The organism is Cyclobacterium xiamenense, assembly GCF_900109255.1.
Classification (GTDB): domain Bacteria; phylum Bacteroidota; class Bacteroidia; order Cytophagales; family Cyclobacteriaceae; genus Cyclobacterium; species Cyclobacterium xiamenense.
This window is the reverse complement of record NZ_FNZH01000003.1, coordinates 850,909-871,240: the sequence shown is the minus strand read 5'-3', so window position 1 is coordinate 871,240 and position 20,332 is coordinate 850,909. Positions and strand designations below refer to the sequence as shown.

Below are 20,332 nucleotides of genomic sequence, written 5' to 3'. Positions count from 1 at the left end.
AAAAACAGGGTATTTATGAAAAAACCTTTCAATCGAAGAAAATTTATCAAAAATGCCGGTCTCGGGTCCCTGGCAGCTTGGATAGGTATGGAAAGCGTCTATCCAATCCCGGATGGGTACCTGCCGCTTGCCCTTTCTCAAAACCAGGACCCACAGAAACTTTTTGGGAAGCACAAAGAAATGCGCGTGCTAAACGATCAACCCTGGAATATCGAAGCGCAGGCACATTTACTTGACGAGGCCATAACGCCTGCGGAGAAAATGTTTGTCAGAAACAACGGAATCATTCCCGAAGAAGTGGACCCCGCCACCTGGACACTGACCATCGACGGAGAGTCCGTCTCCCAACAAAAAACGTTTAGCCTGCAGGAATTGAAAACACAATTCCCTACGCATACCTATCAGTTGGTACTGGAGTGTGGCGGAAACGGTCGCAGCGAATACTACCCTCCTGCGGAAGGCAACCAATGGACCGTGGGTGCAGTATCCTGTGCGGAATGGACCGGAGTCCGGCTGCGGGATGTGCTGCAGGAAGTGGGAATCAAAGACAATGCCGTATACATCGGATACTATGGTAAAGACAGCCACCTAAGCAGGGACCCCAATAAAAACCCCATCTCGCGAGGCATCCCGCTTGCTAAGGCCATGGAGGACCAAACGCTACTTGCCTTTGCCATGAATGGTGTGGACATTCCCATCGCACACGGGCATCCGCTTCGGTTGATCGCCTCCGGTTACCCGGCTTCGGTATCCGGTAAATGGATCCACCGCCTCGCCGTCAGGGATAAGGTCCACGACGGAGAAAAGATGGCGGCCCCCTCCTATTCGGTCCCCTGTGAGCCGGTTCAGCCAGGAGCGGAAGTCTCCAAAGAAAACATGTGTATCATTGAAAACATGCCGGTCAAGTCCCTAATTACCTACCCAAAGTCGGGAGCAATGCTCCGACCGGAACAGCAACTGGCGGTGAGAGGACATGCCTGGGCGGGCGCAAATCAGATCCGATCGGTCGACTATTCCATCGATTTTGGTGCCACCTGGCAGCCCTGCCTGCTGCAGGATCCGGTCAACCCATTTGCCTGGCAACATTTTGACGCCAACATTTCGTTTCCTAAAAAGGGCTACTACGAAGTATGGGCCAAGGCAACTGACAGCCAGGGCATCAGTCAGCCCATGCTGACGCCGGGATGGAATCCCAAGGGCTACTTGAACAATGCCTGTCACCGAATCGCTATAAAAATAACCTAAATCATGCAACACCTTCCTGCCAACCTTCGCCTGCTAATCGGTGCCGGCCTCCTGGTATTGGTGCTAGCCGGCCTGATGTTCTATTTCTTTCCGTCCGAGACACCAACCGTACTCAAAGACGGGGAAATGCGAGAAGCGGAAGCCCCGCTTCCGGTAGATGACGTAGACGGAGCCATCGAAAACGGTATTCATACACCAACGGGCCTGATTGCCTCCGAGGGCGTACACCTGGTAATTGCCCATTGTACTGCCTGCCATTCCGCAAAGCTGGTCACCCAAAATCGGGCCGATCGGGAAGGCTGGGAGAAAATGATCCGATGGATGCAACAAACACAAAACCTTTGGGACCTGGGCGAACAGGAGGTAGCAATTCTGGACTACCTCGCGGAGAATTATGCCCCGGTGAAATCCGGACGAAGACCTCCGCTTACGGACATTGACTGGTACGAACTGAAGGACTGAATTAGGGTCGATCCGCCAGAAATACCTGAATGTATCCCTCCACGTAGCGGTTGAATGCCAGCCGGTTGCCATCCCGGGAATATACCGGCGAAAAAGGTGCAGGTTCAAATGCAGGGCTGATTTTTTTTGGTACGCCAGGTTTCCCCGCTGCGTCTAATTCTCCTATAAAAAGGCCTTTCTCGCATACGTAAACAAATTCCCTTCGAAATGGGTGCCAGCGCACCATGCTCTGCACGGAGCTGCGGTGATGGGTCACCTGAACCGGGTCTCCACCGACAGTCGGCACGACGAAAACCTGCACAATCCCGGCCTCATCCTTCGCCAGGTAACTTACATAGGCTCCATCCATGGATGAACTCACCCAATGTCGGGGACTGCCAGCCACCCCCGGAAATTTTCTGTCTTCGGTGTGGGTCAATCGCTGTACCGTTGCGCCTTTGGGAGGGGCTGGCATTTTCCCGGCGGTGCCCTCCAGCGGTCCTTTCTCACCGGGGTTGTCGATCGCCTCCGGTATATCCACGAGGAATACTTCGGTAAATTTCTTTCCATTGCGCCCGACCATGTCCCCTAAAAATGCCCTGGCTAGCTGCCGGGTACCATCTTCTTTGAGGTAGCCGGAGGTTCCTACCCACCAATCACTGTACGCTCGGCTTATCTCCCCGCTTCCGGGCTTGGGATCCGGCACAACTTCTACCAGCACCACGGAAAACCAGTTACCCTGTACATTTTCTCCAGGGTCTCCCGGATCCACCCGAACCGTCGGGCCGAGCCGTTTGGCTACGCCGAGGGTACGCAGGTCGCGAGCCTTGCCGGTTTTCGCTTCCAGATCAACCATTATCGCGTCGTTGTAGGTAAACCCTACCCAATTTCCATCGCCACTCCAGTGGTGCCGGTGCGTGCCGCCACGCAAGGCTCCGGGCGTAAACGGTTCCGTCACATCCCGGCTATCCATCCAATAGGATCCGTCTTCGTCGACAATTTTTCCCAACCGCCTATGTCCCGCATAGGGTTTCAGGGAATCGGCATGGGGTAGCCCATGAATAAACACCACCTTGTTTTCCCGGGGGTGGTAGCTGACCGCCCCCAGCCCGGGACCGTAAGGAGTTGCTTCCGGTACCTGGTACAGGCATTGAATTTGCCCCGTGGTGACGTTTACCTGCTCAATGCGTTGGTTTTGGGCGATTCCAGATGGATTGGGCCGGGTGTCGTAGACTATCCAGTGATCATCCGGAGAAAAATTTTGGTTGTGATCCAATTCGTGGTTATAGAGGTCATGAGTCAATTGCCGGATCGCCCATTCTTGCCGGGCTCCCGCATGGATACATGCGAGTAGGAAAAGTCCTGTAAGGGAATACGCTTTTAGCAAACTTGGTATCATATGAAACGAAAAAACCGATTACCAATATACGAAAGCCGCCAGGATTTGTACTACTCGTAGCAAAGGGGTTTCATAAGTCGGGATTTTTCACCATTTTTCCCTGCTCATCGTCAAGCACAACCCATGAACCGTTTTCCAGTTGCCCTACTTTTGCTTTTTTTACTCAATCTCCCCACTTTTTCTCAGGAAATCCAGTGGGAACCCATTGCTCCGGGTGTGTGGAAAGGCAGCAGCGGCGTGCCGGAGTCTTACGATCTATCGTCTGCCGCTCAACCTGAAGCAAAACTGGCTGCCTTGGAAAAATTGGGGGCCGAAGCGTTCCCGCTGAACCAAGGAGAAATTACCGGGATTCAGCGGGATGGAAACACCTATTTACGATTCCCGCTGGAACGGGGCGAACAGCTTTTTGGTTTTGGCCTAAATTTCAAGACGGTACACCAGCGCGGACGGATCTTGCGACTTCATGTGGACCATTACGGCGGAACAGATAACGGAAGAACCCATGCTCCTGTCCCGTTTTATGTCTCGGACCGGGGATACGGTGTGTTTGTGAACTCGGCTCGCTACCTGGACGTCTATGCGGGGTCGGCCTCCCGGCTGGATAGCGATGACCCGCCGGAAGCGCGCGACCGCAACACGGACTCCAAATGGACGGCAAGCCCCTATTCCGACGCGGTAGAAGTAATGGTGCCGGCGGCCGGGGTTACCGTTTATGTGTTTGCTGGCCCCACTGCACTGGAAGCCATCCAACGGTTTAATCTACTCAATGGCGGGGGGGCGTTGCCTCCCCGCTGGGGACTGGGCTTTACCCAGCGGGTACACCGCTTGTACAGCCAGGAAGAGGTAGTCCGGGAAGTGGATGAATTTGAAGCCCGGGGCTTTCCCCTGGATTTTGTCGGGCTGGAGCCCGGCTGGCAAAGCAAATCCTACCCCAACACCTTTGCCTGGGATCCGGTACGGTTTCCCAATCCGGCGCAACTGGTCAAAACCCTACAAGAGAAGGGTGTCAGTTTAAATCTCTGGATGAACCCCTACGTTTCCCCGGATGCTACGTTTTACAACAGCCTTACACCCTATTACGGCAGTCACACCGTTTGGGCAGGAGCGGTACCCGATCTCAGCATGCCAGCGGCACAGCAGATTTATTGGGAAAACTTTACACGCGATCATGTAGAAATTGGCGTGGGTGGCTACAAAATAGATGAGGTAGACGGATACGATCGCTGGCTTTGGCCCGATGTAGCGACCTTTCCCTCCGGCCTTGCGGCCGAACAATTGCGTCAAACGTATGGACTACTCGTCCAAAAACAAAGCGCACAGCTCTTTCGGGAGCAGAACCGCCGCACCTGGGGATTGGTAAGGGCTTCCAACGGCGGCGGCGTCTCTTTTCCCTACGTTCTTTACAACGATTACTACAACCACCGGGATTTCATCACGGCCTTGATCAACAGCGGCTATTCGGGCTTGCTATGGACACCGGAAGCGCGGGCGTCAGATACGGCCGAAGAATGGCTCAGGAGATTCCAAACGGTCGTGTTTTCTCCCATGGCCATGATAAACGCCTGGGCCAGCGGAACAAAGCCCTGGACCTATCCAGAGGTAGAAGAAGAAATAAAAGCCATGGCCCTATTGCGGATGCAGATGATCCCTTACTGGTATTCCAGTTTTGCACAGTATCATTTCGAAGGGATTCCTCCCTTTCGGGGCATGAATCTGGAACCGGGCTTCGTAGAGGCAAAACCAATCGGCGAGCCCAAGGTTTCCATGGACTTGGAATCCAATCCTTACGAGGAGGCGATTAAAAGCGAAATAAAAGACCAGTACATGGCCGGACCTTCGCTGCTGGTTGCACCCTTTTTTGCGGGTGATACTTCCCGAAGCGTGCTGCTGCCAAAAGGTAACTGGTACGACTTTTACGATGGCCGCTATGTAGGCAACGGTGAAATCATCGAGGTCCGGTCGCGCCTGGACCAGATCCCCGTATTTGTACGCGAGGGCAGCCTCATTCCCTTGATGGAACCAAGGCTGCATGCACCTGGACCGAATGAACGGGTAGATCTGGAAATCCGGCACTACGGCAAGGAAGCCGCTACCTATTGGTACTACGACGACGATGGCTACTCCTTTGACTTCGAAAACGGTAACTTTACCTGGAGGGAATTGAAAGTGGAGAAGGATGGGCAAGGAAACTGGAAAGGTACGCTTTCGCCTGCTTCCAAAGGAAAACCCAATACCATTGGAAAGGTACGTTGGAAGTTCATGAGCTTGGAGGAATGATCCTGCATGAAAATGGGCCGGTTTACCAAAAACGCGTGTTTTTTGTAACTAATTCGTACGTATCGGTGTTGGTACAGTACATGAACGTATTATTTACTTTATCTTTTGCTTTATGAAACCTGCATTTGCGTTAGACGTCCCGGTATGGAAATTCATTGTTTTTACGCTGCTGATTGCGGGCTTTACTGCGTGTTCTACGAAAATCACCTTCCCCGTTTCACGGGTAGTTCCTGCGGCCCATCCCGAAGCGAAAGTCACCAAAGCGAAGGACGGAACCTATGAGGTAGCTTTAAATGTCTCGCATCTGGCACTTCCCGAACGCTTGAGTCCTCCCAAGAAACACTACCTGGTATGGATTGATACACCCGAGCAGGGAGTCAAAAAACTGGGTGAAATTGCGAACAACAGTGGTATTTTCAGCAATCGGGGAAAAGCATCCTTTGAGACCAGCACCTCGTTTCGCCCAAACCTGATCCTGGTAACTGCCGAGAATAGTTTGGAAGTGGCTTACCCTGGAACGCACGTGGTTTTTAAAAGTCGTCCATTTGAGCTTCGGTAGGATTTGGAAGGATCGCCTGTGGCACTGGTAATTAGCCGTTAACAAATTATTATCTATCGAAACAAATCCTCCTTTTTCAAAATATTATTTGTACTTTTGCACCTTAATTTAATTAACATGCAGAGTATCCGTAATATTGCGATCATCGCACACGTTGACCATGGAAAAACGACCCTGGTGGACAAAATCATCCATGTCTCAAAAATTTTCAGGGAAAATCAACAGTTTGATGATCTGATTTTGGACAACAACGACCTGGAACGGGAAAGAGGCATTACCATTCTTTCCAAAAACGTTTCCGTGAGGTATAAAGATATCAAGATTAACATCATTGACACTCCCGGTCACGCCGACTTTGGAGGGGAAGTAGAGCGTGTCCTAAAGATGGCCGATGGAGTAATCCTGCTGGTTGATGCCTTTGAAGGCCCCATGCCCCAAACCCGATTCGTACTGGGGAAAGCGCTGGAACTTGGTCTTACACCCATCGTGGTTGTCAACAAGGTAGATAAAGAAAACTGCCGTCCGGATGAAGTTCACGAGGCGGTATTCGACCTGATGTTTAACCTGGATGCCACGGAAGAACAATTGGAATTCCACACCCTGTACGGTTCGGCAAAAAATAACTGGATGGGCCCCGATTGGAAAAACCCTACCGACTCCATCCTTCCTCTATTGGATGCCATTGTCAAATACATTCCAGAGCCAAAAATCGAGGAAGGCACCACCCAAATGCAAATCACCTCGCTGGACTACTCCAATTTTGTGGGGCGTATAGCCATTGGACGGGTTAAAAGGGGCCTAATCAAAGAAGGGCAGCAGTATGCGCTTTGCAAAGCCGATGGAAGCACCAAGCGGGTAAAGGTAAAAGAAGTGCACGTATTCGAGGGCTTGGGGAAAGTAAAGGCCACCGAAGTACAAACCGGAGATATTTGTGCCATCACTGGCATTGAAGGTTTTGAGATTGGAGACACCCTGGCGGATCTGGAAAATCCGGAGCCATTGCCACGCATTTCCATTGACGAGCCCACCATGAACATGCTTTTCACGATCAACAACTCGCCCTTTTTTGGAAAAGAGGGTAAGTTTGTGACCTCCCGACACCTTCGGGACAGGTTGATCAAAGAAACAGAGAAAAACCTCGCCCTGCGGGTGGAGCCAACGGATAGCGAAGATAAGTTTTTGGTTTACGGCAGGGGTATTTTGCACTTGTCGGTTTTGATTGAGACCATGCGTCGAGAGGGTTATGAATTGCAGGTGGGGCAACCACAGGTAATCTATAAAACCATCGACGGCGTAAAATGCGAGCCGATAGAGACTCTGTTTGTGGACGTTCCCGAAACTTCGGCGGGTAAAGTGATCGAATTGGCTACCCAACGGAAGGGCGAATTGCTGGTCATGGAGCCGAAAGGGGATTTGCAGCATCTGGAATTTAAAATTCCTTCCAGGGGATTGATTGGCCTCAGAAATAATGTACTCACGGCTACACAGGGCGAGGCCATTATGAATCACCGTTTTTCCGCTTACGAACCTTTTAAAGGGACAATTCCCGGACGAATAAACGGCTCCCTTATCTCTATGGATGCCGGACAATGTACGGCCTATGCCATTGATAAACTGCAGGACAGGGGTACGTTTTTTGTGGATCCCGGCGAAGAATTGTATACCGGACAGGTAATTGGTGAGCACTCCAGAGACAACGACATTGTCGTGAATGTTCAAAAAGGAAAACAGTTGACCAACATGAGGGCTTCCGGTTCGGATACCAATACAAGAATTGCTCCTGCCAGGAAATTTTCGTTGGAGGAGTCCATGGAGTACATTCAGAAGGACGAATACCTGGAAATCACGCCAAAAAGTATCCGAATGCGTAAGATCCACCTGGACGAAAACGAACGGAACCGCGCTTCGAAGATGCAAAATGCATAAGCATAAAAACGAAAGGATGGATTTTTTCCATCCTTTTTTTGTCTAATGCGAAGGTATTGGGCTTATTTCTTTATTTTTATAAGCTGAACCGGATCGGTAAACCGGGCAGCCCTATGCCGATCGTTTATCCGAAAGTCACCAAAAACGGAAATGTACCTATGAAAAAAATCGCAGTTTTTACCTCAGGAGGAGATTCTCCCGGAATGAATGCCTGTGTAAGGGCCGTCGTGAGGACAGGAATATACCATAAACTGGATGTGTACAGCATCATGTATGGGTATGATGGCATGATCAACGGCAACATCAAAAAAATGCAGTCCCAGTCGGTTAGCAATATTTTGCAACGAGGCGGTACCATCTTGAAATCGGCTCGCAGCGAGGAATTCAGAACCAAGGAAGGGAGAAAAAAAGCCTTTGAGGAACTCAGCAAACACGGCATCGATGGCCTGGTTGCCATCGGTGGTGACGGGACCTTTACGGGAGCCAAAATATTCTATGAAGAGTTTGGCATCCCGACGGTAGGTTGTCCGGGCACCATTGATAACGACATTTACGGCACCGATTATACCATTGGCTTCGATACGGCGGTAAATACAGCCCTGGAAGCCATCGACAAAATACGAGACACGGCTGCGGCACACGACCGCATCTTTTTTGTAGAAGTGATGGGAAGGGACAGCGGGTACATAGCCATTGAATGCGGAATCGGCGGAGGAGCAGAGCTGGTGATGGTCCCGGAAACCACCACGACCATTCACGACGTGGTAAAGTCCCTAAAGGGCCTGCGGAAGTCTAAAACGTCCAGCATCGTCGTCGTAGCAGAAGGCGACGAAGAAGGCGGGGCTGCGGATATCATGGAACGCGTAAAATCCGAATTCAAGGGTGAGGACAAAGAGTTTAAAGTCACCACATTGGGTCATATACAACGAGGCGGTAGTCCCACAGCCAAAGACCGAATTCTGGGAAGTCGTAGTGGCATGGCCGCTGTTGAGGGCCTGATCAATGGGCAGTCAAACTGCATGGCTGGAATTATCAACGATCAGGTTGTCTATACGCCCTTTGAAGAATGCATTACCAAAAGCAAACCCCTGAAGGAGGAGTACCTGAGGCTTCAGGAACTGTTAAGTATATAGTATGGGCTTTGTACCGATTTTCATCACGCTGGGTGGTTTTGTGTTTTTATTTGTCCTACTGGTGCATCAAAACCTGCGACAGAAAAAACGAGCGTTTTCCCTGGACTGGGAGACGCTGGTCTTGCGTGTGGGGGACGGTAGCTGGCTGAAGCTAACAGAGCAAAACCCGGAGGGCGGAGGATTGGACTCGCTGGAAAGACTGCTTCGTTCCGCTGCTAAATCGACGAGTAATCCAGCCGAGAAAGCGGAAATGGAATCGCTCAAGGAGGTATTGGGTCGCGCGAAAAGAACCCGCTACGAATACAACAACTTGATCGGTACCAAACCCTATTCCTTCGTTGCTAGTCTTTTTGGTCATCACCCTCTTTAACCCGGTCGCCGATCCACTGCAGCATCTGCTCCCAGTCATCGGGGTGAAACCATGTGTAATCCGGATCTTTTCGGAACCAGGTGAGTTGCCGCTTGGCGTATCTTCTAGAGTTTCGTTTTAACAGCCTGACGGCTTCTTCCCGGTCGTAGCTGCCTTCCAGAAAGCCAAAGACTTCTTTGTACCCCACCGTTTGGAGCGCATTGAGGTGGCGGTAAGGATACAATCTTTCTGCTTCGGAAAAAAGTCCCTGGCGAATCATTTCATCCATTCGCCGATCGATCCTATCGTAGAGTTCTTGCCGCTCGCGATCTAGCGCAATTTTAATGCTGCGAAAAAATCTTGGTGATTTCCGCTTCTTACGGAAATCACTATACGGACGGCCGGTACCCAGGCACACTTCGAGAGCCCGGATAAGTCGTTGGGGGTTTTGCAAATCCACCTGCTGGTAGTAAGCCGGGTCCAGGAGGGCCAGTTGTTGCTGTAGGTAGGGTAGTCCAAACTGCCGATACTCACAATTGAGCTTATCCCTAATTTCCGGATCGATGCTGGGCATTTCATGCAGACCTTTTAATAGCGCATCCAGGTACAGTCCGGAGCCTCCGGTAAGGATTAGCAGCTCATGCTCCTTGAACAAACGTTCCATCAGATCCAGGGCGTCCTGCTCGAAATCCCGTACATCGTAGGGCTGGTGAATGGACTTATTGCCAATAAAATAATGCGTTACCTGCGCCAGGACATCTTTTCCGGGCTTAGCGGTCCCTATATCCATTTCCCGAAAAAATTGTCTACTATCAGCCGAAATTATCGCAGTATTAAATTTTTTGGCTAAATTTATGCACAAATCAGTTTTGCCTACTGCTGTTGGACCGGCAATGACCAAAAGAATATGATTGGAGCGCTTCACTATCTGTCAAACCTAAGCTAGAAACTCGAAGTTAAGGAATTTCACTCATGAAAAACAAAAAAGTCCTGATCGTAGACGACAACGCACTGAACCGAAGGGTATTCGAAAATGTAATTGGACACAACTATTTTTTTGATTCGGCTTCGGATGGCGTAGAAGCGATCGAACTACTGAAACGAAATAACTATGACATCGTGTTGATGGACATACAAATGCCCAAGTTGGACGGCATTTCCTGTTTGAAAATCATCCGGGAAGAGGACATCACCAATATCCCGGTAATCGCCATTTCGGCCTATTCCAATCAAGGAGATCGGGATTATTTTTTGTCCACCGGGTTTGATGATTTCATTGCCAAGCCGGTAAAACCAAAAGATTTGCTCGAAACGATTCATTTTCATTTGCAGCCCGATATGAGCAGTTCGTTGGCGGATGACAATAATTCGGAGGAATATTCCGAATTGAATGAAGCCGTTATCCGGCAACTGCTCAAGTACCACAGCATCGAAAACATAAAATCCGTTTATATTGATTTTCTTGAAGAAGCAAAAAATTTGACCGAAGAGATAAAAATTTTGGCAGATTTAAAAAAATTTGATGAAATTGGAGAAAAACTTCACATATTAAAAGGAAATTCAGGTACTTTGGGCGTGTTGGCGATATACAGGGCCACAGCGGGATTTGAAAAAAAAATCAAACAGTCCAATTTGGCGGATATAGAGGCGGATATGGCCTGTTTGGAATCAGGTTTAAGAACCTACCAGCGAATTATTGAGAACGACAAAATCTTTTCGAAATATGAATGAACCCAAAAAAGTACTGGTGGCCGAAGACAGCTCCGTGATTATTAACTTGACCAAGAATGTATTGTTATTCGAAAACTTTCACATCACGGCGGTCAAAAACGGTCAACAGGTTTTAGACAGGTTGGGAAAGGAAAATTTTGACCTAATCCTTATGGACATCAACATGCCCGTGATGGATGGAATCTCCTGCACCAAAGCGATACGGAAGCTTTCCGATCCGGAAAAATCGACCATCCCCATCATTGCCATTACCGGCAATTATAAAAATTATACCCTGGATGATTTTAAAAAAGCAGGACTAAATGATTACGTTCAAAAACCCCTTGACTACGACCTGCTGCTTGCCACGGTGAAAAAGCACATCGACAACTGAAATGCCCGTTAAGTATACCAAAAGCTATTTGGATAAGCTGGAAGATGTTTTTGCTGCCTCAGAGTACCACCTGCGGTACGAAAAAGGAAATTTTAAGTCCGGATATTGCATTTTGAAAGATACAAAAATCGTCATTATCAATAAGTACTTCACGCTGGAAGGGAAAATCAATGCTTTGATCGATATTTTGAAGACCCTGGATTTCAATCCCAAATCCTTCGCCAACCAAAAACAGCAGGATTTTCTTACCGAACTCAAACAAACGGAACTCAAACTTTGAAGCTCACATTTTTAGGAACCGGAACATCCCAGGGAGTCCCCGTCATCGGTTGCCATTGTGAGGTGTGCCAGTCGTTGGATTTTCGTGACAAGCGCCTGCGAACATCGTTGCACCTGGAAAAAGATGGAAAAAGCATTGTCATTGATACCGGACCGGATTTTCGTATGCAAATGCTTCGGGAGTCCGTTCCCCGGTTAGATGCAGTCGTCTACACCCACGAACACAAAGACCATACCGCTGGTCTGGATGATATCCGGCCGTTTAATTTCAGTCAACAGACCGATATCCCGCTTTACGGAAGCCCTCGGGTTCTCAACCAAATCAAAACCGAGTTTTCGTACGTCTTTGCAAAGAACAAGTACCCGGGAATCCCACGTGTGCTGATCAACGAAATAGGCAACCTGCCGTTTGATGTAATGGGCATTCGGTTTATTCCCATTGAGGTGATGCACCACAAACTACCGGTATTCGGCTTTCGCATAGCCGATTTTACCTACATTACGGATGCCAACTACATCGCGCCCGAAGAAATTGACAAGATCATAGGGACAAAAGTACTGGTCGTTAACGCCCTACAAATCCAGCCCCATATCTCCCACTTTACCCTGGAAGAAGCCCTTGCCTTTATCGAAAAAATCGGCCCGGAAACCGCTTACCTTACCCATATTAGCCACCGAATGGGCATGCACCAGCGAATACAGGAAGAGTTACCCAAAAACGTAAACCTGGCCTACGACGGGTTGAAAATCCATTCCTGACATGCACCTAAACTACCATTTTTTCCGCTTTCTATGTCCGGCATTGGAGTCGACGGCCAGAGGCCGGACATTGGGTGCCTGTTTTTCTCAAAACAAAGACGAATTGGTAATGGAATTCACATCCGTTACCGCTCCTCCGTTCTTTATTCGGGCACTGCTCCTTCCCGCAACTCCCTGCCTGAGTTTTCCGGAAGATTTCCGGAGAAGCAAAAAAAACAACGTCGACTTGTTTCCAGAGCTCATTGGGCAAACGGTCCGCAGGGTCCACCTGCTCTCCTTTGAAAGAGCTTTTTACGTTGAGTTCGAATCTGGAAAGCTGCTCCTGTTTAAGATGCATGGCAGCCGGTCCAATATCCTCCTTTTTGCTTCCCTTCAGGAGCGCCCGCAGCGACTTTTTCGAAAGGACTTGGTAGAAGACCTACAGGTATTCGTTTCGCACCTTGAAAAACCCTTATCGCTGGATTGGGACCGTTTCGCTTCCCTGGAGGGTAATGCTTCCGCGTTTCTCCCGACGCTCGGCAAACTACCCAGGACCTGGTTGAAAGAAAAAGGCTACCTTGCCGCCAGCCTGGAAAGCCGTTTTCGGCTAATGCGCGAGTTGCTGGACCTGTTGGAAAGCCCACTGTTTTCGATCTATCGGGAAGAGGAGCAATACCGACTGACCTTACTACCCTGTGAAAACCCCCTGGACACCACCACGGACCCCATAGCGGCGGCCAACCTGTATTACCAAAAAGCGGTGGTTCGGCAAGCTTTTGAGCAGCAAAAAAACCAACTGATGCGTTCATTGGCAGATCAGCGAAAAAAAACGGAGAGCTACATCCAAAAGACGCGCGATAAATTAGCGGCTATGGAAGCCGAAGCCTCACCGAGCCAACTGGCAGACATCATCATGGCCAACTTGCACCAGATTCCAGCCGGTTCGGAAAAAGTCGCATTATTCGATTTTTATTCCAACAAAACAATAGAAATCAGCCTCAAACGGGGGCATAGTCCGCAAAAGCATGCGGAAAACCTGTACCGGAAAAGCAAAAATAAAAAGATAGAATTCGAACAGGTACGCCAAAATCTGGCACGAAAAGAAGCCCTATTGTCCAACCTGGAGCAGGAAACAGAGGAACTGGCCTCGGTACAGGATTTTCGGTCGCTCAAAGCGTTTGTCAAGTCCGAGGAACGCACGGTAGACCGGACCAGGTCGGAACGATTGCCTTTCAAGCGTTTTGAAGTACTTGGCTATGAAGTATGGGTAGGGAAATCTGCACGTTCGAATGACGAATTGCTCCGAAGGTATGTATGGAAAGACGATTTGTGGTTGCATGCGAAGGACGTAGCCGGCTCGCATGTCATTATCAAGAATCAATCCGGCAAACAACTACCCGCTCCCGTACTGGAGCGCGCGGCATCCCTGGCTGCCTATTATTCCAAAAGCAAAACATCCGGCCTGGCCGCAGTCATGTACACTCCGTGTAAATATGTGCGGAAGGTCAAAGGCTCCGCACCGGGTGCAGTGATGGTCGACAAGGAAAAGGTCCTCATGGTGCCTCCTGAAGGCCCGGAAGAGCGCTGAGCATAAAACAACAAAAACCGCTTCGGAACCAGCCAAAACGGTTTTTGTGTGCAAGTCCGGTACACCGGGAATGCTTTCTGCTAGTAAACGGCCTGTATTATTCCACGACGTGTAGTTTCATCATGTTGGTTCTTCCTTTGGCTTTCAGCGGCATGCTGGCCGTATTGATGATGATATCTCCTTCACTTACATGATTTTCCTCCTTCAGCTTGTCCTGAATGTCCAGGAATGTGGCATCCGTGGACTCGCTGTTGTCGTAATAATAGGCACGAACGCCCCAAACCAAACTTAATTGGGTCAGCAGCTTTTTGTTTCGGGTAAAGACAAAAATACCTGCAGAAGGACGGTGCGAGGAAAGCCGGAAGGCTGTAAAACCCGAGGTGGTAATGCCCACGATGGCCTTAGCCTTCACGTTTCTGGATAGCCTGCTGGCCATGAGCAAGAGGTTATTGCTCAAGTAGCTATCGGTATCCTCAGGTATTTTGTACAGGTTGTGGTAAATGTCCGCATTGACCTCGATGTGATCAATGATGCTACTCATGGCCTTTACTGCGGCTATGGGAAATTTACCTGATGCGGTCTCAGCGGATAACATGACCGCATCTGCACCGTCCAGCACTGCACTGGCCACGTCGTTGGTCTCTGCACGGGTAGGACGGGGATTTACGATCATGCTCTCCATCATTTGAGTCGCAATAATCACGGGCTTGCAAGCCAATTTGCATTTCTCCACCATTCGCTTTTGCCAAAGGGGAACAATCTCCATCGGTACCTCTACACCCAGGTCGCCTCGGGCAACCATGATGGCATCAGTGGCCTGAATAATGGCGTCAATATTTTCCAGAGCTTCGGGCTTTTCAATTTTCGCAACGATTTTACAGCTTTTCCCTGCATTGCTGATTCTTTCCCGGAGGTCCAGGATATCGTCCGCGGTGCGAACAAAGGAAAGGGCGATCCAATCTACTTCGTGTTCCAGACCAAATTCCAGGTCTATCAGGTCTTTCTCCGTCAGTGAGGGGGCGCTTATTTTTGTATTCGGGAGGTTGATCCCTTTTCTGGATTTTAAAATCCCCCCATGCACAACCGTGCAATCCACGTTTTTCCCGTCGGTTCTCAAAACCACCAGTTCAAGGTTACCGTCGTCAATCAAAATGCGGTCTCCTTGCACCACGTCATTGGGCAGGTTTTGGTAAACGGTACTGACAAGCGACGCATTTCCCATAACCGGCTCGTTGGTAATGGTAATGGGATCCCCTTGTTTGATGAGTACCCCGTTATTTTCCACTTCTCCCACCCGGATTTTGGGCCCCTGAAGGTCCTGTAGAATCCCAATATTGAATGGCATTTCCGCATTTAATTCACGGATCGTTTTGACCACGTCTGCATGAATGCTATGATCGCCATGGGAGAAGTTTAACCGGAAAATATCAGCTCCCGCCATCACCAGCTCGGTGATGGTTTCTTTGGTATTGCTGGCAGGTCCTATGGTAGCTAATATTTTGGTTTTATTAAAAATAGGTACTCTCATTTCTAGTTATATTTAATATGTTAACAGGTTTTCTTTTGATTTTAACTTGTTGATATCAATTTTCACGATGCTCTGAATCCCATTCACTCCGGAAAGGCCGTCAATATACGTATTTAAATCCACTTCAAAGGTAAAGTCCTGGCAGACCAAAAAGTAATCCATGCTCCGGAGTTCCGGCACCAGGTACCGGGAGTGTCCGCCGACCGGGTACGACTTGTTTCTCAGCAACTGCACGAATCCATGCTCTTTTTCCAGTATAAATTGAGAAATAATTAAATCCGGCTGGCGAAGAAATTCCATCTGATAATCCGCTGTTTTTTTTAAATTAATCCCCAACGATTGATTGATCAGCCAAGCCAATTTATAGTCCTTTAAAGGGGCTACAAGGCCTAAAAGATCAAAATCAAACGAGGTTTCAACATGAAGTTTGCTTTTCTTCATTCAGGAAGAATTTAAAAAAACAAAGTTAAAAATTTTATTTCAACTTCTATCTCTGAGGGAAAGTTCTTAATTTAGTTTGTCTTTTTTTTTGACATTAAGGTTTTAAATAATTTTCTTTGCGGAGTGTTTAAACTAAACTGATCACAAAATGTCTGAAATTGCACAAAAAGTAAAAGCCATTATCGTTGATAAGTTAGGCGTCGAAGAATCTGAAGTCACTCCCGAAGCGAGCTTTACCAATGACCTTGGGGCCGATTCTCTAGATACAGTAGAGCTTATCATGGAATTTGAAAAGGAATTCAACATTTCCATTCCGGATGACCAGGCTGAACAGATCGGTACGGTTGGCCAGGCGGTTAGCTATTTGGAAGCTAACGTAAAATAACCCATACTTAAAATCATTTATGAATTTAAGAAGAGTTGTAGTAACAGGTTTAGGTGCCCTTACACCCATTGGTAATACCGTTCCGGAATTTTGGAAGGGCTTGTCAACGGGTGTAAGTGGTGCCGCGCCTATTACCCGTTTTGATGCCTCTCAATTCAAAACCCAATTTGCCTGCGAGGTAAAAAACCTTGATATCGCGCAATTTCTAGACAGAAAAGAAGCAAGAAAAATAGATCCGTATACGCAATACGCCATGGTGGCGGTAGAAGAAGCGATGAACGATTCGGGTATTGACCTGGACAGCATCGACCTCGCCCGATCCGGGGTGATTTGGGGATCCGGCATCGGTGGATTAAAGACCTTTCAGGACGAGGTGACGGATTTTGTTAACGGGGATGGGACCCCCCGGTTTAATCCCTTTTTCATCCCTAAGATGATCGCCGATATTGCCGCTGGCTTTATTTCCATAAAATACGGTTTTCAAGGCCCAAACTTTGCCACGGTATCGGCATGCGCCTCTGCTACCAATGCATTGATTGACGCGTTTAATTATATCCGCCTTGGAAAAGCAGACATTTTCATCTCAGGGGGCTCCGAGGCAGCTGTTACCGAGGCGGGTGTGGGTGGTTTCAATGCCCTGAAAGCACTCTCTCAGCGCAACGACGACCCGGCCACCGCGTCCCGACCCTTTGACAAGGACAGGGATGGCTTTGTGCTGGGAGAAGGAGCCGGAGCGCTTATCCTGGAAGAATACGAACATGCGAAGGCCCGAGGCGCCAACATCTATGCCGAACTCATCGGAGGAGGCATGACAGGCGATGCCTATCACATCACCGCTCCCCATCCGGAAGGACGAGGAGCTGCTAACGTTATGAAATTTGCCCTGGAAGATGCGGGAATTTCTGCCGATGCGGTGGATTACATCAACGTGCACGGTACCTCTACGCCATTGGGAGACCTGAGTGAAGTAAAAGCCATTCAAAAGATCTTTGGCGATCACGCGTACAACTTGAATATCAGCAGCACCAAGTCCATGACGGGGCATCTTTTGGGTGCAGCCGGAGCTGTGGAAGCCATTGCTTGCATCATGGCCATGAAATACAACCTCATTCCCCCCACGATCAATCATTTTACCGATGACACCGAAGTGGATGGGAAATTAAACCTAACGTTCAATCAGGCCCAGGAGCGAGAGGTGACGATCGCTCTGAGTAACACGTTTGGATTTGGCGGACACAACTGTTCCATCATTTTCAAAAAAATCCAGGAATAAATTTGAAAGTACTTCGGTTGCTCCGGATTCAGGAGCTAACGTACGATAAGAAAGACAAAAGGCTTGCTTCCGCTATAAAGAACATGGTGGGTAGCAGGCCTTTAAACTTATCGCTCTACCGGCTTGCCTTTCGGCATGCATCCGCTTCCAAGGAAATAAAATCCGGAGTAAAAATCAGCAACGAACGCCTGGAATACCTTGGCGATGCGGTACTGGGTACCGTGGTCGCAGAATATTTATTTCAAAAATTCCCCTACCGGGACGAGGGTTTCCTTACCGAAACACGCTCCCGCATCGTAAACCGGGAATCCCTGAACCAGGTAGGACAAAAAATTGGACTTCCAAAAATAGTCGAAACCGAAATGGATGGGAAGGTTCCCTATTCCTTTAAATCTCTCTATGGAGACACCTTGGAAGCGCTGATTGGCGCTGTTTATCTAGATAGAGGGTATTATTTCTGCCGAAGATTCGTCTACGAACGGTTGATTATCCCCTTCTTTGATTTGGACAACATCATTACCACGACCACCAATTTTAAAAGTAAAATTATCGAATGGTCTCAGCGAGACAACAAGGAGGTCGATTTTGTGTTAAAGTCTGTAGCAGGCAGCCAGCGGTTCAAAGAATTTACGGTAGAACTCACGATAAGTGGATCTTCTTTTTCCGAAGGCAAGGGTTCGACCAAGAAAAAAGCAGAACAAGAGGCTGCCAAAATAGCCTGTGAAAAGCTTCACCTTATCCTGTAATCACGCAAGTCCCGAAGGGAATAGAAAAATTACGTATGCCTCACTTACACATTGCCGGTGCTACCCTGAATCAAACGCCATTGGATTGGGAGGGAAATAAAGATACCATCGAACAAGCCATCCAAAAAGCAAAAGAACTACAGGTAGACTTGCTGTGTTTCCCGGAACTGAGTATTACGGGATATGGGAGTGAGGACCTCTTTTTGAGTCATTGGTACCCGAAAAAAGCCCTTGCCTACCTGCAAAAAATCCTGCCGCTTACCCGGCAGCTAACCGTCTGTCTGGGGCTACCCTGTCGGCTAAACAACCAGCTTTACAACTGCATGGCAGTACTGGAAGACCAAAAAATACTGGGAATTGTTCCCAAACAATTTCTGGCCATTGACGGGGTGCATTACGAGTGCCGCTGGTTTACCCCCTGGAAAGCGGGAGAACTCACGCAGTTCGATTGCAACGGCGTCGCCGTCCCCTTTGGCGACCTGGTATTCGAAAAAAAAGGCATTCGCTACGGATTTGAGATATGCGAAGATGCCTGGAGAGGTGCCCAGCGCCCCGGCTATCGCCTAAAAGACCGAAAGGTTGAGCTGATTTTCAACCCCAGTGCCAGCCATTTTGCCATGGGCAAAAGCGAACAACGGGAGATACTCGTAAAAGAAAGTTCGGAATCCCTGAACGCCGCCTATTTTTACATCAACCTGCTGGGCAACGAAAGTGGCAGGATGATCTTTGACGGAGAAATTCTCTTTGCCGACAGGGGCAAAATCTTATACAAAAATCCCTTGTTGTCCTTTCAGGATTTCCAGTTGGTCCCCATTCAATTCTCCCCGGAAGAAGCGCCAAGTCAACCTGGGTACCGAAGCCGACACAACAAAAACGAAGAATTCACGGCGGCAGTTTCTCTGGCGCTGTTTGACTACCTGCGAAAAAGCCGTAGCAAGGGCTTTGTCCTTTCCCTGAGCGGTGGGGCAGATTCCTCCACCATTGCCGTATTGGTGGCCGAAATGGTAAAACGAGGCATCGATTGCCTGGGAACGCCCCTTTTTCTGAAAAAAATTCACCGCAGCGATGATATTGATCCCAAAAGTAGTCTACCGGATATCGTAGGCAAACTGCTGACTACAGCCTACCAAAGTACGCGCAATTCCTCCCCGGACACCCTGCATAGCGCAAAAACCCTGGCCGACAGTCTGGGCGCCACGTTTTATCAGTGGTCCATTGACGAGGAAGTGGCCGGATATACGCAAAAAATCGAAGCCGCCTTGGGACGATCGCTGGAATGGCAGAGGGACGATATCGCCCTGCAAAACATCCAGGCCCGGGCTCGATCGCCCATTATTTGGATGTTGACAAATATCAAACAGGCCCTGCTGCTGAGTACCTCTAACCGTAGTGAGGGGGATGTGGGATATACCACCATGGATGGAGATACGAGCGGCAGCATTTCACCGATAGCTGCAGTGCCAAAAGACTTTATCTTGCAATGGCTTCGGTGGGCAGAGAAAAAACTGGGGTATTCCGGACTAAACGCGGTAAATGCGCTGCAGCCTTCGGCAGAACTACGCCCCCTGGAATCGCGGCAGACGGATGAAGAGGACCTGATGCCCTATTCGATCCTTACCGCCATCGAACGGCAGGCCATTCGTGACCGGCGCTCTCCGGTGGATACGTACCTGATCCTGAAAGAAGAACTTTCTCTTGAATCGTCTGTATTAAAAAGGTACATTGCCAAATTCTTTAGCCTGTGGTCCCGAAACCAATGGAAAAGAGAGCGGCTGGCCCCCTCCTTTCACCTGGATGAATTCAACGTTGATCCAAAAACCTGGTACCGTTTTCCTATTTTATCGGGAGGCTACCGAAAAGAACTTGAAGAGATGCAGAATTTAGCGGATGATAACTAGGCGATAGCAAAAAATAATGAAAC

General features: G+C 49.0%; 20 protein-coding genes. 16 read left to right on the top strand and 4 right to left on the bottom strand.

Going from position 1 to position 20,332, the window contains the following annotated elements; genetic code table 11:
- Positions 1-15 precede the first annotated feature (15 nt).
- Together BMW71_RS13335 and BMW71_RS13330 are read left to right on the top strand one after the other, a co-directional pair.
- Positions 16-1,245, top strand: a complete 1,230-nt coding sequence (locus BMW71_RS13335) for a sulfite oxidase (RefSeq protein ID WP_092174689.1) — start codon at positions 16-18, stop codon at positions 1,243-1,245.
- A gap of 3 nt (positions 1,246-1,248) precedes the next feature.
- A complete protein-coding gene (locus BMW71_RS13330) occupies positions 1,249-1,707 on the top strand; it encodes a hypothetical protein (RefSeq protein ID WP_092174686.1) in 459 nt (152 codons plus the stop codon).
- A gap of 1 nt (position 1,708) precedes the next feature.
- Here the strand turns inward: BMW71_RS13330 and BMW71_RS13325 are convergent, their stop codons facing one another.
- Complete coding sequence (locus BMW71_RS13325; protein WP_092174684.1) at positions 1,709-3,085, bottom strand: DUF3748 domain-containing protein; 1,377 nt, start codon at positions 3,083-3,085, stop codon at positions 1,709-1,711.
- Positions 3,086-3,208: 123 nt separating this feature from the next.
- On the opposite strand from BMW71_RS13325, the gene BMW71_RS13320 reads away from it, so the two are divergent.
- The 5 genes from BMW71_RS13320 to BMW71_RS13300 all read left to right on the top strand — a co-directional run bounded on the left by BMW71_RS13320 (position 3,209) and on the right by BMW71_RS13300 (position 9,350).
- Positions 3,209-5,362: a glycoside hydrolase family 31 protein gene (locus BMW71_RS13320; protein ID WP_092174681.1), complete on the top strand. Its 2,154-nt coding sequence runs from the start codon at positions 3,209-3,211 to the stop codon at positions 5,360-5,362.
- 112 nt (positions 5,363-5,474) lie between these two features.
- Complete coding sequence (locus BMW71_RS13315; RefSeq protein ID WP_092174678.1) at positions 5,475-5,921, top strand: hypothetical protein; 447 nt, start codon at positions 5,475-5,477, stop codon at positions 5,919-5,921.
- A 117-nt stretch (positions 5,922-6,038) separates the two neighbouring features.
- Complete coding sequence (gene typA / locus BMW71_RS13310) at positions 6,039-7,847, top strand: translational GTPase TypA (RefSeq protein WP_092174676.1); 1,809 nt, start codon at positions 6,039-6,041, stop codon at positions 7,845-7,847.
- A gap of 158 nt (positions 7,848-8,005) precedes the next feature.
- Complete coding sequence (gene pfkA, locus BMW71_RS13305; protein WP_092174943.1) at positions 8,006-8,980, top strand: 6-phosphofructokinase; 975 nt, start codon at positions 8,006-8,008, stop codon at positions 8,978-8,980.
- A gap of 1 nt (position 8,981) precedes the next feature.
- Entirely contained in the window at positions 8,982-9,350 is a 369-nt protein-coding gene (locus BMW71_RS13300) for a hypothetical protein (RefSeq protein ID WP_092174673.1), read from the top strand.
- Here BMW71_RS13300 and miaA read toward each other — a convergent pair.
- Positions 9,322-10,254 carry a tRNA (adenosine(37)-N6)-dimethylallyltransferase MiaA gene (gene miaA, locus BMW71_RS13295; RefSeq protein WP_394333692.1) on the bottom strand — a complete coding sequence of 311 codons (933 nt, stop codon included), beginning with the start codon at positions 10,252-10,254 and terminating at the stop codon, positions 9,322-9,324. The two genes, BMW71_RS13300 and miaA, sit on opposite strands and share 29 nt — an antisense overlap.
- Before the next feature lie 47 nt (positions 10,255-10,301).
- Here miaA and BMW71_RS13290 point away from each other — a divergent pair, with 47 nt between their 5' ends.
- Genes BMW71_RS13290 through BMW71_RS13270 form a run of 5 tightly spaced genes read left to right on the top strand, consistent with a single transcriptional unit; the run spans position 10,302 to position 14,038 of the window.
- Positions 10,302-11,060 carry a response regulator gene (locus BMW71_RS13290; RefSeq protein WP_092174668.1) on the top strand — a complete coding sequence of 253 codons (759 nt, stop codon included), beginning with the start codon at positions 10,302-10,304 and terminating at the stop codon, positions 11,058-11,060.
- Positions 11,053-11,433 carry a response regulator gene (locus BMW71_RS13285; RefSeq protein ID WP_092174665.1) on the top strand — a complete coding sequence of 127 codons (381 nt, stop codon included), beginning with the start codon at positions 11,053-11,055 and terminating at the stop codon, positions 11,431-11,433. The genes BMW71_RS13290 and BMW71_RS13285 overlap by 8 nt, the downstream gene beginning before the upstream one ends.
- A 1-nt stretch (position 11,434) precedes the next feature.
- Positions 11,435-11,713 (top strand): hypothetical protein, encoded by a 279-nt coding sequence (locus BMW71_RS13280; protein WP_092174663.1) that lies wholly within the window; start codon positions 11,435-11,437, stop codon positions 11,711-11,713.
- Complete coding sequence (locus BMW71_RS13275; protein ID WP_092174661.1) at positions 11,710-12,471, top strand: MBL fold metallo-hydrolase; 762 nt, start codon at positions 11,710-11,712, stop codon at positions 12,469-12,471. The genes BMW71_RS13280 and BMW71_RS13275 overlap by 4 nt, the downstream gene beginning before the upstream one ends.
- Before the next feature lies 1 nt (position 12,472).
- Positions 12,473-14,038: an NFACT RNA binding domain-containing protein gene (locus tag BMW71_RS13270; RefSeq protein ID WP_092174658.1), complete on the top strand. Its 1,566-nt coding sequence runs from the start codon at positions 12,473-12,475 to the stop codon at positions 14,036-14,038.
- Positions 14,039-14,135: 97 nt separating this feature from the next.
- Here the strand turns inward: BMW71_RS13270 and pyk are convergent, their stop codons facing one another.
- Positions 14,136-15,566, bottom strand: coding sequence for a pyruvate kinase (pyk, locus tag BMW71_RS13265; protein ID WP_092174655.1), 1,431 nt, complete (start codon positions 15,564-15,566; stop codon positions 14,136-14,138).
- 12 nt (positions 15,567-15,578) lie between these two features.
- A complete protein-coding gene (locus tag BMW71_RS13260; protein ID WP_092174653.1) occupies positions 15,579-16,007 on the bottom strand; it encodes an IPExxxVDY family protein in 429 nt (142 codons plus the stop codon).
- Between the two features lie 148 nt (positions 16,008-16,155).
- Here BMW71_RS13260 and BMW71_RS13255 point away from each other — a divergent pair, with 148 nt between their 5' ends.
- Genes BMW71_RS13255 through BMW71_RS13240 form a run of 4 tightly spaced genes read left to right on the top strand, consistent with a single transcriptional unit; the run spans position 16,156 to position 20,309 of the window.
- On the top strand, positions 16,156-16,392 hold the full coding sequence (locus BMW71_RS13255; protein ID WP_010855324.1) for an acyl carrier protein: 237 nt from the start codon (positions 16,156-16,158) through the stop codon (positions 16,390-16,392).
- Positions 16,393-16,411: 19 nt separating this feature from the next.
- Positions 16,412-17,665, top strand: a complete 1,254-nt coding sequence (fabF, locus tag BMW71_RS13250) for a beta-ketoacyl-ACP synthase II (protein ID WP_092174650.1) — start codon at positions 16,412-16,414, stop codon at positions 17,663-17,665.
- Positions 17,666-17,667: 2 nt separating this feature from the next.
- Positions 17,668-18,411, top strand: a complete 744-nt coding sequence (gene rnc / locus BMW71_RS13245; RefSeq protein WP_092174647.1) for a ribonuclease III — start codon at positions 17,668-17,670, stop codon at positions 18,409-18,411.
- Positions 18,412-18,446: 35 nt separating this feature from the next.
- The gene (locus BMW71_RS13240) at positions 18,447-20,309 is read left to right on the top strand and encodes an NAD(+) synthase (protein ID WP_092174645.1); all 1,863 of its coding nucleotides are present in this window, start codon (positions 18,447-18,449) and stop codon (positions 20,307-20,309) included.
- Positions 20,310-20,332 lie beyond the last annotated feature (23 nt).

Bases quoted from the DNA above. Each gene is read 5' to 3' on its own strand.
- BMW71_RS13335 (WP_092174689.1), top strand. From the start codon at position 16: ATGAAAAAACCTTTCAATCGAAGAAAATTTATCAAAAATGCCGGTCTC.
- BMW71_RS13330 (WP_092174686.1), top strand. From the start codon at position 1,249: ATGCAACACCTTCCTGCCAACCTTCGCCTGCTAATCGGTGCCGGCCTC.
- BMW71_RS13325 (WP_092174684.1), bottom strand. From the start codon at position 3,085: ATGATACCAAGTTTGCTAAAAGCGTATTCCCTTACAGGACTTTTCCTA.
- BMW71_RS13320 (WP_092174681.1), top strand. From the start codon at position 3,209: ATGAACCGTTTTCCAGTTGCCCTACTTTTGCTTTTTTTACTCAATCTC.
- BMW71_RS13315 (WP_092174678.1), top strand. From the start codon at position 5,475: ATGAAACCTGCATTTGCGTTAGACGTCCCGGTATGGAAATTCATTGTT.
- typA (WP_092174676.1), top strand. From the start codon at position 6,039: ATGCAGAGTATCCGTAATATTGCGATCATCGCACACGTTGACCATGGA.
- pfkA (WP_092174943.1), top strand. From the start codon at position 8,006: ATGAAAAAAATCGCAGTTTTTACCTCAGGAGGAGATTCTCCCGGAATG.
- BMW71_RS13300 (WP_092174673.1), top strand. From the start codon at position 8,982: ATGGGCTTTGTACCGATTTTCATCACGCTGGGTGGTTTTGTGTTTTTA.
- BMW71_RS13290 (WP_092174668.1), top strand. From the start codon at position 10,302: ATGAAAAACAAAAAAGTCCTGATCGTAGACGACAACGCACTGAACCGA.
- BMW71_RS13285 (WP_092174665.1), top strand. From the start codon at position 11,053: ATGAATGAACCCAAAAAAGTACTGGTGGCCGAAGACAGCTCCGTGATT.
- BMW71_RS13280 (WP_092174663.1), top strand. From the start codon at position 11,435: ATGCCCGTTAAGTATACCAAAAGCTATTTGGATAAGCTGGAAGATGTT.
- BMW71_RS13270 (WP_092174658.1), top strand. From the start codon at position 12,473: ATGCACCTAAACTACCATTTTTTCCGCTTTCTATGTCCGGCATTGGAG.
- pyk (WP_092174655.1), bottom strand. From the start codon at position 15,566: ATGAGAGTACCTATTTTTAATAAAACCAAAATATTAGCTACCATAGGA.
- BMW71_RS13260 (WP_092174653.1), bottom strand. From the start codon at position 16,007: ATGAAGAAAAGCAAACTTCATGTTGAAACCTCGTTTGATTTTGATCTT.
- BMW71_RS13255 (WP_010855324.1), top strand. From the start codon at position 16,156: ATGTCTGAAATTGCACAAAAAGTAAAAGCCATTATCGTTGATAAGTTA.
- fabF (WP_092174650.1), top strand. From the start codon at position 16,412: ATGAATTTAAGAAGAGTTGTAGTAACAGGTTTAGGTGCCCTTACACCC.
- BMW71_RS13240 (WP_092174645.1), top strand. From the start codon at position 18,447: ATGCCTCACTTACACATTGCCGGTGCTACCCTGAATCAAACGCCATTG.